Origin of the sequence: Arthrobacter sp. 2RAF22 (assembly GCF_052115325.1) — a bacterium.
Lineage (GTDB): Bacteria > Actinomycetota > Actinomycetes > Actinomycetales > Micrococcaceae > Arthrobacter.
In genome coordinates this window covers 24303-38663 of the sequence record NZ_JBFRGL010000008.1, presented here as the reverse complement: position 1 = coordinate 38663, position 14361 = coordinate 24303, and the positions used below count along the sequence as shown (strand labels likewise).

Annotated in this window: 9 protein-coding genes; 3 read left to right on the top strand and 6 right to left on the bottom strand. The window is 67.1% G+C overall.

The window, feature by feature from the left end:
• The first annotated feature begins 72 nt into the window (after positions 1-72).
• On the top strand, positions 73-741 hold the full coding sequence (locus AB4068_RS08605; RefSeq protein ID WP_059388469.1) for an FAD-binding protein: 669 nt from the start codon (positions 73-75) through the stop codon (positions 739-741).
• On the opposite strand, the gene AB4068_RS08600 is transcribed toward AB4068_RS08605, so the two are convergent.
• A complete protein-coding gene (locus AB4068_RS08600; protein WP_441433163.1) occupies positions 738-1436 on the bottom strand; it encodes a copper resistance CopC family protein in 699 nt (232 codons plus the stop codon). The genes AB4068_RS08605 and AB4068_RS08600 overlap by 4 nt on opposite strands.
• 114 nt (positions 1437-1550) lie before the next feature.
• Here AB4068_RS08600 and AB4068_RS08595 point away from each other — a divergent pair, with 114 nt between their 5' ends.
• Entirely contained in the window at positions 1551-2993 is a 1443-nt protein-coding gene (locus tag AB4068_RS08595) for an NCS2 family permease (RefSeq protein WP_059388467.1), read from the top strand.
• A gap of 74 nt (positions 2994-3067) precedes the next feature.
• A complete protein-coding gene (gene hutG / locus AB4068_RS08590; protein ID WP_441433162.1) occupies positions 3068-4048 on the top strand; it encodes a formimidoylglutamase in 981 nt (326 codons plus the stop codon).
• Between the two features lie 6 nt (positions 4049-4054).
• On the opposite strand, the gene AB4068_RS08585 is transcribed toward hutG, so the two are convergent.
• From AB4068_RS08585 to AB4068_RS08565, 5 genes are read right to left on the bottom strand one after another with little or no spacing between them, the layout of a single operon-like run.
• Positions 4055-5827 carry a DUF5605 domain-containing protein gene (locus AB4068_RS08585; protein WP_441433161.1) on the bottom strand — a complete coding sequence of 591 codons (1773 nt, stop codon included), beginning with the start codon at positions 5825-5827 and terminating at the stop codon, positions 4055-4057.
• 29 nt (positions 5828-5856) lie between these two features.
• On the bottom strand, positions 5857-8790 hold the full coding sequence (locus AB4068_RS08580; RefSeq protein WP_441433160.1) for a family 78 glycoside hydrolase catalytic domain: 2934 nt from the start codon (positions 8788-8790) through the stop codon (positions 5857-5859).
• Between the two features lie 44 nt (positions 8791-8834).
• On the bottom strand, positions 8835-10364 hold the full coding sequence (locus tag AB4068_RS08575; protein ID WP_441433159.1) for a family 43 glycosylhydrolase: 1530 nt from the start codon (positions 10362-10364) through the stop codon (positions 8835-8837).
• On the bottom strand, positions 10361-12862 hold the full coding sequence (locus tag AB4068_RS08570; protein WP_441433197.1) for a beta-glucosidase: 2502 nt from the start codon (positions 12860-12862) through the stop codon (positions 10361-10363). The genes AB4068_RS08575 and AB4068_RS08570 overlap by 4 nt, the downstream gene beginning before the upstream one ends.
• Before the next feature lie 41 nt (positions 12863-12903).
• Complete coding sequence (locus AB4068_RS08565) at positions 12904-14340, bottom strand: GH1 family beta-glucosidase (RefSeq protein ID WP_441433158.1); 1437 nt, start codon at positions 14338-14340, stop codon at positions 12904-12906.
• Positions 14341-14361: the final 21 nt, after the last annotated feature.

Here is a 14361-nt window from a genome sequence, read left to right as displayed (position 1 = left end):
TTGGGGACCCGGACGCCACCCCGCTGTTGCCTCGGCAACGCACCTTCAAAGAGGAGCCAAGCTGTGTCAACCATGCCTGCTGCGAGTACGGAACGCACCACCACCGTGGTCATCGGTGCCGGCATGCCCGGCCTGGCCGTGGCCAGCGAACTCAGCCGCTACGGCGTGGATGCCATCGTGGTGGACGGAATGTACGTCCCCGGACCTTTGCAGCCGCTCAACACCGGCATCCTGCAGCGTTGCGACGCCGCCGACGCCGCGTGCCTCCAGGAGCGCAGCGAAATCCTGCGGCACCTGCGCAACTACGCAACCAGTCACGGGCTCGACGTACGGAGCACCACGCGCGCTGTCCGGCTCGATCGCCTGGACGAAGCTGCCGCGGGGTCCGTGATTTCCGGATCGGTAGTTTCAGGGTCCTCGGGCGTCGCCTCGTACCAATGGGCCGTTCACACGGCCAACGGAGTGCTTTTGGCCGACCACGTTGTTGTCACCCGTTGTGGACAGAGCCAGTTGCGGCGAATGCTTGCCGAGCTCGGCTTCGCCATCGGCCAGAACCTCGTCGCGGCCATGCGGGCGATCGGAATGTACTTGGTTGGTGTCGGCGAACTTGCCACACCCACACCGAAGGAAGTCCTGCGCCAAGCCAAGGTGGTGGGCCAGGCGATTTCCGCCAAGGTCTACCCGGACAGCGTCCACGGGGCGCTCACGGGCACCTTTGCAGCTGTTCCCGCCCTGGCCTAGGGCTTCTTCTCCGGGCTGCCGGGCTCAACCTCGGCGTCCTCTTCATCGCCAGCGTCATCAGCGTCCCCGGAATCGCCAGCATCATCAGAATCATCGGAACCCACGCCTGCCAGCCGGCGTCGTGCGGTGATGCCGAGGAAGACCAGCAGGCCCGCAGCCACCACGGCGAAGATCACAATGCTCCAAGGGAACGGCTGGGACGCATCGGGCACCTTTTCGGGCGTCGTGGTCGAACCAGGGGCTGCGGTGCCGGCGGTGGGTACCTCCGCCGAAGGTGCAGTGCTCGCGGAGCCGCCGCCCGCCGTCGTACTTCCTGCCTTGGCGGTGAACGTGAAGGTGCCTTCAATGGGGTGCGAATCCGAACTGACGACGCGCCAGATGACGGTGAATGCGCCGGCGGGCGCGCCAGGCCGCAGCTTTTGCGACACCACGGCGTCCACAATCTCGACGGAACCATCTGCCCAGTTCTGCCCTGAGGCGTCGTTCACCCGGATCTGCGAGCCGAGCAGGAGCGGCCGGTTGTTGAACGTGATGGACACGGAGTCCGGGACGCTGGCAACCGTTGAGCCGTTGGCCGGTGACGTTGACTCGGCTACATCGTGCGCGAAGGCGGGTGCCGCCGAGAACAGGCCGGCAGAGAAAAGAACCGCCGTGGCAGCGACGACGACGGCCAGCAACTGGCGGATAGGGCGCATGAGCGAATAACTCCCTTAGTGTTGGATTCCTTACAGACTAGGCGAATTCGCGGGAGTGCCGAAGCCGCGGGCATAGGATTTGAGAGCACACTTCCCCGATCCCCGGAGACTTCCATGCTCAAGCAGGGCTCAGCCATCGACCGCTACTTCAAGATTTCGGAACGCGGATCCAACTACTCGCGAGAAATCCGAGGCGGCTTCGCGACGTTCTTTGCCATGAGCTACATCGTGGTGCTCAATCCTTTGATCCTCTCCGGGGCGGACTCGAGTGGCGCTTCACTTGGCTTCGCCGCCGTCGCCGCCACCACCGCCTTCGTCGCCGGCATCCTGACGATCCTCATGGGAGCCTGGGCCAAGCACCCCTTCGCCATCGCTACCGGGCTGGGCGTCAACGCCTTCGTGGCAGTCACCATTGCCTCACACCCCGGCCTGACATGGCCGGACATGATGGGCCTCGTGATGCTCTCGGGCCTCACCATGCTGATTCTGGTGCTCACCGGTTTCCGCACCGCGGTGTTCAAAGCCGTCCCTGAGGCCCTGAAAACCGCGATCGTGGTGGGCATCGGCCTCTTCATCGCGCTGATCGGCCTCGTCAATGCCGGCTTCGTGCGCCGCATCCCGGACGCCGCCGGCACCACGGTCCCCCTGGGCCTCGGCGTCGACGGGAAGCTGCTGGGCTGGCCGACCCTGGTGTTCGTCGTCGGACTCGTCCTGACCATCGCCTTGGTGGTCCGCAAGGTGCGTGGCGCCATCCTGATCGGCATCATCGTCTCCACGGCCCTTGCCGCCATCCTGGAGTTCACCCTGCACATCGGCCCGAGTTTCGACGGCAAAACCTACAATCCCCGCGGCTGGTCCCTGGTGGCGCCCAAGTTCACCGAGTGGGCCGCTCCGGACCTGTCCCTCATTGGCAAGGCGAACCCCTTCGGCGCATTCCAGCACCTTGGCATCATCGCTGCCACCCTGCTGGCGTTCGTGATCCTGCTCAGTATCTTCTTCGACGCCATGGGCACCATGGTGGGCTTGGCGAGGGAAGCAGGAAACATCGACAAACACGGAAACATCCCCAACGTTGACCGTGTCCTGCAGGTGGACGCCCTCGGCGCGATCATCGGCGGCGGCTCGTCCGTGTCCTCCAACCAGATTTTCGTGGAATCCGGCGCCGGCATCGGCGAGGGTGCCCGCACCGGCTTGGCGTCGATCGTGACCGGCCTGCTGTTCCTCGTGGCCATGTTCTTCACCCCGCTCATCAACCTGGTCCCGTTCGAGGCCGTCGCCCCCGCCCTGGTGGTGGTGGGCTTCATGATGGTGTCCCAGGTGGGCAAGATCCACTGGCAGGACTGGGGAGTCGGCATTCCCGCGTTCCTGACCATGGCCCTCATGCCGTTCACCTACTCGATCGCGAACGGCCTGGGCGCCGGGTTCATCTCCTTCGCACTCATCCGCACGTTCCAGGGCAGGGCCCGCGAAGTCCATCCGCTCATGTGGGCCGTGGCCGCTGCGTTCCTGTTGTTCTTCGGGATCGGTCCCGTCGAGGAAATCCTGGGAGTCAAATAGGCCTTTCCGGAATACCGGACACCCTCCGCCCCCAAGCGATGTTTTTCGGTACCGCCATGCGTTGAGCTTTAACCATGGAGATTTCCCGCGCTGTTGCCGATGTCCGCCCCACGCCGTGGACCGGCCGCTTCGACGGCGATGGCGATGAGCACCGCCGCTGGTGGCAGGCCGTGGCGCCCCACACTCCCGATGCAGCCGCCCCCGGCGCGCGGGACGCGGGCTCCCGGGCCGCCGTCGTCGTGGGCTTCCGCAGTGACGAGGGCGTGCGGCGCAACAAGGGCCGTATGGGCGCGGCCGCCGCTCCGGCGGCCATCCGGCAGGCCCTGGGTCCGCTGGCTTTCCATCTGGACCGGGACGTGTTCGACGCCGGCGACGTGGTTGTGGAGGACGGCTCGGTGGAGGCTGGCTCCCTGGAGGCAGGCCAAGCGCGCGCGGGCCGCGTGATTTCGGAACTGCTCGACGGCGGCAAGCTCACGGTGCTGCTCGGCGGCGGGCACGAAACTGCTTTCGCCAGCTACCTGGGTGTGGCTGGCTCGGAGGCCGTGAGGGGCGGCAAGCGCCTCGGAGTCCTGAACCTCGACGCGCACTTCGACCTGCGGGACGAACCGGTGCCGAGCTCAGGCACGCCGTTCCTGCAGATGGCCCGGGCGGAAGCCGCCGAGGGCCGCGAACTGAACTACGCCGTCGTCGGAATCTCCGAGCCCAACAACACGCGCACCCTCTTCAACACGGCGGACCGGCTGGGCGTGAAGTATCTGCTGGACGAGGAGTGCTCCGCGGAGGCCGTTCAGGAGTTCGTGGCGCGGTTCCTGGACAGCGTGGACGTGCTGTACCTGACGATCGACCTGGACGTGCTACCGGCGTCGGTGGCTCCCGGCGTGAGCGCGCCTGCGGCGTATGGGGTGCCGCTGCCCGTTATCAGCGCGGTGTGCAAGCAAGTTGCCACGAGCGGAAAACTCATGCACCTGGACGTCGCCGAGCTCAACCCCGAGTTCGATATCGACTCGCGGACCGCCAAGGTGGCCGCGCGCTTGGTGAACACGCTGCTGGGGTAGGCGGGGTTAGCCGACGGCGCGGAGCCTGACGGCGATGAACTGGCGGCCGGGGAGCTCCACGCGGAAGCGCCCTTCCACTGCGTCCGGCCGGGTGTCGATGCTCATGTTCCAGGTGTCGATGATGTCCACCTCGTAACGGCGGCCGGCGGGCATCACGAAGTTCCGGTAGGTGGGCTGGTTGAAACCGAAATAGCTGATCTCGTACTCGTGCCGAATGCCGGCGGTGGGGACGTCCCAGGCGCTCGGCAGAGGCTCAAGGAATCCGCCCGGGGTTTCCTCGAGAATGCGGCGCAGGAAAGCGATCCGCTCCGGGCTGCTGCCATGGAATTCGCCGCCCTTGGCCCACCACAGCACGTCAGCAGGGTGCATGTACGTTTCGCCGTGGCCCACGTACCCGCCCCGGACGGCCCCCTCCCAGAACCGCCGGGTCATTTCCTCGCCGGTGATGTTTCCCCAGCCCTGATCAATGTTGCCCTCGTACGCGCACTCGTCGATGACCACCGGTTTGCCCCAGCGCTCCCGCCATTCCCCGGTGAATTCAGCCGTCTTGTGGACGTCCTGGCGCTGGATGCTGCTGTGCGTAACCCATGGCCGGGAGTAGTCGTAGAACGCATGGCAATTGTGGATGGACAGCAGGTGCCCGCTCGGGTCATTGGCCTGGACAATGCCCGCGAAGCGCTCCCAGTCCTCGGTGGTCTTGCGGAACAGGAGATCGTACTCGTTGGCCAGCGACCACCAGATGTTCCGGTGCGAAGCCAACCGGGCCACGACGTACTTCAGGTAGCGGTCATCCTGGCCCGGGCTCATCGTGGAGAAACCCCAGCGGTCGTACGCGTGGAACAGGATGAGGTCCGCCTCGATCCCCAGCTCCTCCAATTGCCCGATCCTGTGTTCCAGGTGCCGGTAGAACTCCGGGTTGGGCCGGTCATAGTCGAATCCGGCAGCGAGGGATCCTTCGAAGGGGTAGAACTCCGGCTCGTTCTCGTTGAACAGGTAGGACTTCGGGAAAACGCACATGCGCATCTTGTTGAACGGACCGGCCGCCAACGTATCCAGGGTCTGCTTCTCCAGCGCATCGCCCTGATGGGTCCAGGCGTAGGAGGTCGTGCCGATGGGCAGGTACGGGCTGCCGTCCTCATAGGCGAAGTGGAAGGTCTTGGCCACCCGGACCACGCCCTTCGCCCCGGCAACCGGCTCGCGGGCCGTGAACGCGCCGGTAACGCCGTCCAGCGAGCGCGCGTTGCTGGTGGTGGTGAACGTCCACTCCCCCGCCTCCGGCACCAACAACCGCACGCGGTACAAGCCGTCGCCGTCGTAGAAACCGGGCACACTGAGCGTGTCACCTGACGGAGAAGTGAACACGGCACGGAGTTCGACGTCGGTGAATGGGTTGCCGTGCGAGAGACCGGCGAGGGTGAGCTCGAAGCGCTCAAGGGCGGCCGCCGTCGTCGGGTACTCCGCCCCCGCGCTGCCGCGCACCACCGAGCCCGGCTCATAGTCCCCAGCCGGGGCGGGAAGATCGGCCGCCGCCTCGGCGGCCCGCTGGGCTGCAAGATCCTCGGGTTCCAACTCGCCGAGGAGGCGCAGGATTTCCGCGGTTTCCCCGGGCTTCCCCTGCAGGGCCTCCTCGGTTCCGAGGATGGTGCCCACCTCGTGGAAGTAGAGCGTGTGCAGCGCCGGGCTGTTCACAAGCGTGGGGACGCGTTCGCTCAGGATGCGGTTTCCTTCGGCGTGCCGCATCACGAAGTACAGGGGGCTTTCAGCGGTGAAAGTGGTCATCTTTGCCTTCTCGGTTCAGGGTTCTCAGGTCAGTGTTCTCGTGGAGCAAGGGACGGGACATCGGTGCGTGTGCCGCTCAGTGCCGACAATGCGGAGCCGATCTCTCGCTTGATGGGCGCTGGAGTGAAGATCAGCCCCTGGTTCAGGGACGTCTGGCGGTACCAGACGGTGTCCTTGCGGAATTGGGCTGCCGCGGCGGGATCGTGCGCGTCGATGGCCTGCCACACTGCCGCGTAGGCCCCGGGATCGTCCATGATGGCGGACAGCGGCGAGTCCAGGGACACGGCACCGTGCGCCGCGGCAGGAGCGACGTCGGGCACGTCCCAGGCGTACCGGCCGGATCCCACCTCGAACTCCTCGGATCCGTCCGGCAAGGAAACGACGGCGGTGGTCCCCGGAGGCACGACGGCTTCCACGAGGATCCGCTCGCCGGAACGCTTCCAGGCCACGCTGGCCAGGCCGTACGGCGTCTCGTGTGAGGTGCCGGCATGCTGCAGGCTGCGGAGCGGACGCGGAGCGATGTGCTGTTTCCGGTAGCCCGGCGCAGCAGGAGCCAGGCCAGCAACGGTCCGGTGCATCCAGTCGGCAATGGCGCCGAGCGCGTAGTGGTTGAAGGAGGTCATTTCGCCGGGGTTGACCGTGCCGTCCTCCAGGATGGAGTCCCAGCGTTCCCAGATGGTGGTGGCGCCCTGCGTGACCGGGTAGAGCCAGGAGGGGCATTCGGTCTGGGTGAGCAAGCGCTCGGCAGCCTCCATGTGCCCGGTGACCGTCAGGGCGTCCGCGATGAGGGGCGTGCCGACGAAACCGGTGGCGATCCTGTAGCCGCCCAGCCGAACGAGTTCGGCGAGCCGGTCACCAAGTGCCTGGCGTTGGACGGGATCCGTGCTGATCCCGAACATGAGAGCCAGCGAGTAGGCCGTTTGCGCATCCGAAACCATGCGGCCGGAGGGCGTGACGTATTCGGAGAGGAACGCGCTGCGCACGTCTTCGGCGAGGGTTGAGTATTTGCCGTGGTCGTCGTCGGCGCCCAGCACGGCCGCGGCCTTTGCCGTGAGGTCGAGGGAACGGAAAAGGTAGGCGCTGGCCACGATGTCGCCGTGGGTGCGGGCGGCGCCGGGCTTGTCCGGCGGTGCTGCCGGGTCCAGCCAGTCGCCCAGCTGCATTTGGCCCTGCCACAAGCCGGAGCTGTCCCGGACGCGGAGCAACGCATCAGCCCAATCGCACATGCTTCGGTACTGCCGGCCCAGCAGTCCGAGGTCGCCGAAGCGTTCATAGAGCACCCACGGAACCACCGTGGCGGCGTCACCCCAGGCGGCCACGGGCGATTCCAGCATGCCGAGCACCGCAGGAACCACAATGGGCACCACACCGTTGCGGTGGCTCTGTTCGAGGGCGAGATCCTGCAGCCAGGAGCTGAGGAACCCCAAGGAGTCGTAGAGGTAGCTGGCCGTCGGGCTGAAGACCTGGATGTCTCCGGTCCAGCCAAGGCGCTCGTCCCGCTGCGGGCAGTCGGTGGGCAGCGCCAGGAAGTTGCCGCGCATTCCCCACAGGGCGTTCTCGTGCAGGCGGTTCAACATCGAGTCCGAGCACTCGAACCATCCGGTGCGGCGCATGTCGTTGTGGATGACGACGGCGGTGATCGCCGCCGGGTCCAGCTCGCCTGGCCAGTTGTCTACTTGTGCATAGCGGAACCCGTGGAACGTGAAGCGAGGCTCCCATTCCTCCTCCTCGCCGGAATCCTCCCCGCCGCCGGCGAGCGTGTAGCTGTCCGTAGCGGCAGCCAGGCGAAGCGGACGGAGGGACAGTTCACCATCCTCCAGGACCTCAGCATGGCGGAGTGTGATCCGGCGTCCCGCGTCGCCGCTTACCCGGATCCGGAGGCGGCCCACCAGGTTCTGGCCGAAGTCCAGGACGGTGGCGCCGGAAGGCGTGGTCAGGATTTCCCGGACCGGCAGTTCTTCGATCCGACGGACCGGAGGCGCCACGGCGGGAGTTGCTTCCACCCATGACTTGGAGTCCGCAGCCCTGGAATTCACTGCTCCGGAGTCCAAGCAAGCGGGAAGCCAGCGCGAATCGTCGAAGTCCGGCGATGACCAGGCGGCCTCGATACGCCGCGCATCGAAGGATTCCCCCGCGTAGATGCCGCTGGAAACGAGTGGGCCCGCCGTGGTGCCCCGCCACTCCGGGCCGCTGGCCACGGTTTGACGTGTGCCGTTGGCGTATTCGAGATGCAGTTCCACTTTGACGGCCGGTTGCTCGCCGTAGAACGGTGTGGCGAAGCCGTGGAAGCCGTACTTTTCGGTGTACCAGCCTCCCGCGAGCCACACACCAATGGCGTTGGCCCCCGTTTTAAGGAGCGCGGTGACGTCGGTGGTTTCGTGGTTGAGGCGGTCAGCGTAAGCCGTCCAGCCCGGTTTCAGAACCTGGTCATCCACTTCCGAGCCGTTGATTTCGGCCTGGTAGACACCGTGCGCGGTGGCGAAGAGGGTGGCTTTGGCCAAGCCCGTGCCCACCGTGAATTCGTGCCGCAATTGGCCGGGCTGCCCGAGCGGAATCTCCGCCCGGGAAAGGACGGGCAGGCTGATCGCTTCGGCCTGCCACGGCCCTTCAAGGTAGCCACCCGCCAAAGCCAAGGGTGCGCTCCAAGCCGTGGTGCCGCCGTCGTTCCCCGAGACGCGCACCTCGACTGCCACCTGCTCCCCGGCGTCGATGGCCTCAAAAGGCCACTCCACCAGCACCGAGTCAGGGCCTTCGTGCACTGCCGACTCGACAGCCCCCGCACGGGTCAGCCGCAGTTCGGCACGGGTCTGCTGCCAATCGGTGCTCTCCGTGGCGACGACCCAGCTGAGCCGCGGCCGCGGATTGGCCACGAAGGCGGTATCGGTCCGGTACTCAGCGCTGAACCGGCTGACAGAAGCCTGGCGGAGACCTGCTGGCTGCGGTGCCAGGGATGTTGATGTCACGGAGGGGCCTTTCGGAAGCGGTGGGTGGATAGGCGCCGGAGTTTCTACTGTGGTTCGCGGCCTTCGCTACGGAACCAGTCGAACGTGACCGTGCCGCGGCTCGCGAAGACGCCGGAAACGCGTCCCGTGAAGGAGGCTGCGGTTTCCGCCGAGAGGTAGCGGCCGTCCAGTTCGGCCAAGGTGAGCAGTTCGCCGTCGACGACTGCCTGGAGGGCGACGGTGTCCGAGCTCAAGTGCCCGAATCCCGCGCCCGAATCCGGCTGGCGGGTTGCGATGCGGAGTTCCAGCGGCCCGGCGGGAACCTGTCGCGTCCAGCTTTGTTCGATCGAGGAGATCCGGGCCCGCGCCGTCAGGGTGGTTCCACTCAGTTCGATCGAATAGTGGTGTGCCTCGTCGTAGCGAACGGCAAGGCCGCCGGCATTCCTTCCCCCGTCAAGGGGGTCCAGGTCCTCGGACGATCCGGTGTCCACCAGTGCTGAGATGGTCTCTACCTGATAGCGCTGGCGGCGCCCCAGGAAGGAAGGCCGGGGATCGTCCAGGCTGGCGCCGTCGCTGACCAGGGTGAGGCGCCCGGGGTTCTTCTCGGTGGAGGCGAACGTGCCGGGGAATCGCCGCACGGCGATCCAGCCGCCGTCGAGCTCGGTTTCCGCAAAGTTGTCCTCGAACTCGCCGCCGCCCGGGCGGGGGTTGAGGATGACGGGTTCGACGACGGGCCAGCCGTCCTCCCACGTGACCGGGGTGATGAAGGTTTCCCGGCCCAGGGCGGAGAAGGCCCGGGTCATGCCCTTGGGTCGCATGCCCAAGAGCACCATGGCCCAGCCGCCGTCGGGCGTCTGCACGAGGTCGCCGTGGCCAGTGTTCTGGATGGGACGCTCGGTGCTGCGGGCGCTCAAGATGGGGTTGGCCGGGTTGCCCTCGAAAGGACCGGCCGGCGACGTTCCGCGGGCAATGCTGACGCTGTGTCCGCGCTCGGTGCCACCCTCGGCGATCATGAGGTACCAGTAGTCGCCGTGCCGGTACAGATGAGGTGCTTCGGGGAACATCAGCCCGATACCGGACCACACGCTGCGGGGCTCCTCAACGGCCTTGCCGGTTTCCAGATCCACGCGGACTTGGAGGATGCCGCCGTGCTCGCCGATGTTCCCGGTGACGGTGTCGAGTCCCGAGTACGTCATGTAGGCGGTGCCGTCCTCGTCCCAGGCAAGGTCCTGGTCGATGCCGATGGCGCCCTCAATGGCGAGTCCGTCGCTCCATGGCCCGGCAGGGTCCTCTGCCGTGAACACCAGGGTCCCGCGTGCCATGGCGTCGGTGACAGCGACGTAGAAGAGGCCGTCGTGGAAACGGATGGTGGGTGCCCACGCGCCTCCAAGGGTCGGCACGTCCGTTGAGTCGAGCTGCCCTTCCCGGTCCACCACGTGGCCGATCCGGTCCCAGTTGACCAGGTCGGTGCTGTGGTAGATCGGGATGCCGGGGAGGTATTCGAAGGTGGAGGTCGCGAGGTAGTAGTCCTCGCCGACCTTGACGATGCTGGGATCGGGGTTGAAGCCCGGAATCAGTGGGTTAGGGAAGTTCATGCAGCACCGTCCTGGTTTGAGTCGGTCTGGGTTGCGTCAGTCAGGGTGAGAACGGTTTCGAGCGGCAGTTCGGTGACGGAGGTGCCGATGCGCAGGCGGTAGTCACCGGGTTCGTAGGTCCAGCCGTTGTCCCAGTAGGCCAGCAGCCGGGTGGGCACATTGATCACCGCGGTGCGGGTTTCGCCGGGTTCGGCCCATACGGGGGCGGAGGCGACGAGCCAGCGCACGGGACGGTCCACGGCGGAGCCGGGCCGTTCGGCGTAGACCTGCACCACTTGCTTGCCGGGGCGGGTGCCGGTGTTGGTGAGGGTCACCGTGAGGGGCACGACGGCGCCGGGCACCGCCGCTGCGGGGGCTTCGGCTGTGTCGAGGGTCCAACGGGTGTAGCCGAGTCCGTGCCCGAATTCGTACGCCGGAGCGGCTCCTGCCTTCAGCCAGGCCCGGTAACCGATGTGGATCCCCTCGGTATAGGCCAGTTCCCCGTTCGCGTCCGGGGTGGTGTTCAGGACCGGCACGTCCTCCTGGGCCCCGGGCCAGGTGGTCGGAAGCCGGCCCCCGGGCTCGGCCGCGCCGGTGAGGATGTCGGCGAGGGCGGTGCCGAATTCCTGCCCGCCGAAGTACCCGATCAGGATCGCCGCCACCTCGTCCCGCCAGGGCAGCAGCACCGGGGACCCGGAGTTCACCACCACCACGGTGCGCGGGTTGGCCGCGGCGACGGCGCGGACCAGGCGGTCCTGCAGGCCCGGAAGCTCCAGGGTGGTACGGTCGTAGCCTTCGGATTCGACGCGCGAGTTCGTGCCGACCACGACGACGGCGACCTCGGCCGCCCGGGCCGCGGCGACGGCGTCGTTGATGAGTGCCTCGGGGTCGGTGTTGTCCGCTTCGAGCCCGATGGTCACAGCCAGGGCGTTGCCCAGGGCGCCGGCGCGCCCGGCGAGGTCCAGTTCCACCGTCACTTCCAGCGGAACACCCGCCGTGGCCTCGACCGGGACGGAAGCGGAGGGCGGGGCCAGGAACGCCGCACCCAGGTCCGTGCCCGTGGCCTCGATGGACGCCTCATGCGCCAGGACCCCGTCCACGAAGATCCGCCCGTGCCCCACGGTGGAAAAGCCCAGCCGGATGGTGCCGGTCTCCTCGGGCGTGTAGTGGGTATGGAACTGGACCATGGAGGACTCCGCGATCGGGGCATCCCCGCCGAACCAAACCAGCGCGGTGGAGCGGCGGTCCTCCGCGAACAGTTCCTTGCCCGTGGAGGCAAAGAAGCGCACCCTCAGCCCCGGCTCGCCCGTGACAGGGTTCCTGAGCTGTTCCAGGGGCAGTTCGGCGATGCCTTCCTGCACCACCGCGCCCACGGTGTAGCTGACGTTCTCCGGCCTGAACGCCGCACGGATCCCGTCCAGCGGGGTGACGATCCTTTCCGGGACCACGGTCGCGGACCCGCCGCCCTGGGTCCTGGCATGGCGGGCATTGTGCCCGATCACCGCGACGCCGGTTACGGAGGCGGGAGCCAGCGGCAGCACGCCGTCGTTCTTCACCATCACGGTCCCGGCCACGGACGCCTCCCGGGCGAACGCGACCGGGTCCTCCCGCTCCGCCGGCTCCGCTGCCACGGGTTCGAAACCCTCCAGGGCGCCCACCCGGGCGGCGAGCTGCAGGATCCGCAACACCTTCCGGTCAACCGCGGCCTCCGGAACCGTGCCGCACTTCACCGCCAGCACCAGCGCCGAACCCCACGGACCCTCCGGACCCGGCATCACGAGGTCCTGGGAGTGCTTCGCGCTTTCCACGCTGCGCACCGCGGTCCAGTCGCTGATCACCACGCCGTCGAAACCCCACTCCGTGTTCAGCGGGGCTTCCAGCAGCTCGTTCTCCGTGGCCGTGGCACCGTTGACCGAGTTGTACGCGCTCATCACCAGCCACGCCTTCGAGTCCACAATGGCCTTCTCGAACGCCAGCAGGTACAGCTCCCGCAAGGGCCGCTCCGCCACCTTCACATCCACGGTGAACCGGTCCGTCTCCGAATCGTTGGCCACGTAATGCTTGGGGGTCGCACCGACGCCGTTGCGCTGCACCCCGGCCACATAAGCCGCCGCGAGCTCCGCGGTCAGGACCGGGTCCTCGCTGAACGCCTCGAAATGCCGGCCGCCCAGCGGGGAACGGTGCAGGTTGATCGTCGGGCCGAGCACCACGTCGACGCCCTTCCGGCGGGCCTCGACCGCCGAGGCAGCCCCCAAACGGTCCGCCATCGCGGGATCCCAGGACGAGCTGATCGCCGTCGCGGACGGGAAATTCATCGATGGCTGCCGCTCATCCCACACCTCGCCGCGCACCCCCGTTGGCCCGTCCGAGAACAACATCCGCCGCAACCCGATCTTCTCCACCGGCCACGTCGTCCAGAAATCCCGGCCCGTCAGCAACCGCACCTTCTCCTCCAGGCTCAGCCGGGCCAGCAGGGACTCGAGGCGTTGGTCGATGGTCTGGTCGGTGAGGAGTTCCATGGTGGCTTTCTTGTCTGACTTGAGGGATGAAGTGTCGATGCTCATGCGGTGGCACCCGTGGTGGCTGCGGCCCCGGCGGCTTCGCGCTGGGCGGCAATGATGTCCCGGTACCAGTACGCGCTCCACTTGGGGATGCGGGCCTGGGTGGCGTAGTCCACGTAGACCAGCCCGAAGCGCTTGTCGTAGCCTTCGGCCCATTCGAAGTTGTCCATGAACGACCACGCGAAGTAGCCGCGGACGTCCACGCCGTCGGCGATCGCCTCGCCTACCGCGGAAATGTAGCCGCGCAGGTAGTCGATGCGTTCGGGGTCGCGGACCTCGCCGTTCGGATCCACGTAGTCGTGGAACGTGGCGCCGTTTTCCGTGACGTACAGAGGAAGGGAGGTGTATTCGGCGGCGACCCGCTTGAGTACCGCTTTGAGTGCCACGGGCGTATTGGACCAACCGAACGACGACGGTGCCGGCAGCACGTGCGTCCAGCTTGCCCCTCCCGGGGCTGCTTCGTCCGCGGAAACCAGCATGTTGGTGTAGTGGTTGATTCCGGCAAAGTCCCCGGGTGCCGAGATGATGGCCAGGTCTCCGGGTTGGACGAGGTCTTCGGCCGAAGCTCCCTCGCCGGTGGCGGTCAGCCCGTACTGGCCGTAGGCCCCGATGGTGGACTCGGCGTAGCGGCCCCGGTAGACGGGGTCCAGGAAGATCCGGTTGCTGACGGCGTCCCAGTATTCCGTGGCCTTGCGGTCGGCTTCGGAATCGCTGGCCGGGTTGAGGTTGCCGATGATATTGGTGATGCCCACTTTGGCCTCGGGGCGGCGGGCACGGAATTCGGCCAGCGCCAAGCCATGGGCCAGGAGCAAGTGATGGGCTGCGCGCACGGCGAGGCGGTCGTCCTTGATGCCTGGGGCCTGCATGCCCCAGGAGTGGCCAAGGAAGGCCGCGCACATCGGCTCGTTGATGGTGATCCAGTGCTCGGCGAGGTCACCCAGGGCCTCGGCCACGAGTCCGGAGTACTCCGCGAAACGGTAGGCCGTGTGCCGGGCCGGCCAACCGCCGTCGTCCTGCAGTGTTTGCGGGAGGTCCCAGTGGTAGAGCGTCACGTACGGGGTGATGCTGCGGGCTGCGCAGCCCGCCAGCAGCTCACGGTAAAAGCGCACGCCTTCCGGGTTGAGAGGGCCGACGCCGGTGGGCTGCAGCCGGGACCAGGACAAGGACAGCCGGTAAGAGGGGATGCCCAGTTCTGCCATAAGGTCAAGATCCTCTTCCCAGCGGTGGAAGTGGTCGCAGGCGATGTCCCCGTTGTCACCGTGGATGGTGGTGCCCGGCTCGTGGGAGAAGGCGTCCCAGATGCTCTGGCCGCGTCCGCCCTCGTTGACGGCACCTTCGATTTGGTACGCGGCGGTGGCCACGCCCCAGGCGAAGTCGGCAGGAAACGTTGCGGCCGGGGAGAGTGCCGGGCTCGCGGACAGTGGCGGCTGAGTCATGGGCTCGCCTTTCGTGGGTCT

Bases quoted from the DNA above. Each gene is read 5' to 3' on its own strand.
- AB4068_RS08605 (WP_059388469.1), top strand. From the start codon at position 73: ATGCCTGCTGCGAGTACGGAACGCACCACCACCGTGGTCATCGGTGCC.
- AB4068_RS08600 (WP_441433163.1), bottom strand. From the start codon at position 1,436: ATGCGCCCTATCCGCCAGTTGCTGGCCGTCGTCGTCGCTGCCACGGCG.
- AB4068_RS08595 (WP_059388467.1), top strand. From the start codon at position 1,551: ATGCTCAAGCAGGGCTCAGCCATCGACCGCTACTTCAAGATTTCGGAA.
- hutG (WP_441433162.1), top strand. From the start codon at position 3,068: ATGGAGATTTCCCGCGCTGTTGCCGATGTCCGCCCCACGCCGTGGACC.
- AB4068_RS08585 (WP_441433161.1), bottom strand. From the start codon at position 5,827: ATGACCACTTTCACCGCTGAAAGCCCCCTGTACTTCGTGATGCGGCAC.
- AB4068_RS08575 (WP_441433159.1), bottom strand. From the start codon at position 10,364: ATGAACTTCCCTAACCCACTGATTCCGGGCTTCAACCCCGATCCCAGC.
- AB4068_RS08570 (WP_441433197.1), bottom strand. From the start codon at position 12,862: ATGGAACTCCTCACCGACCAGACCATCGACCAACGCCTCGAGTCCCTG.
- AB4068_RS08565 (WP_441433158.1), bottom strand. From the start codon at position 14,340: ATGACTCAGCCGCCACTGTCCGCGAGCCCGGCACTCTCCCCGGCCGCA.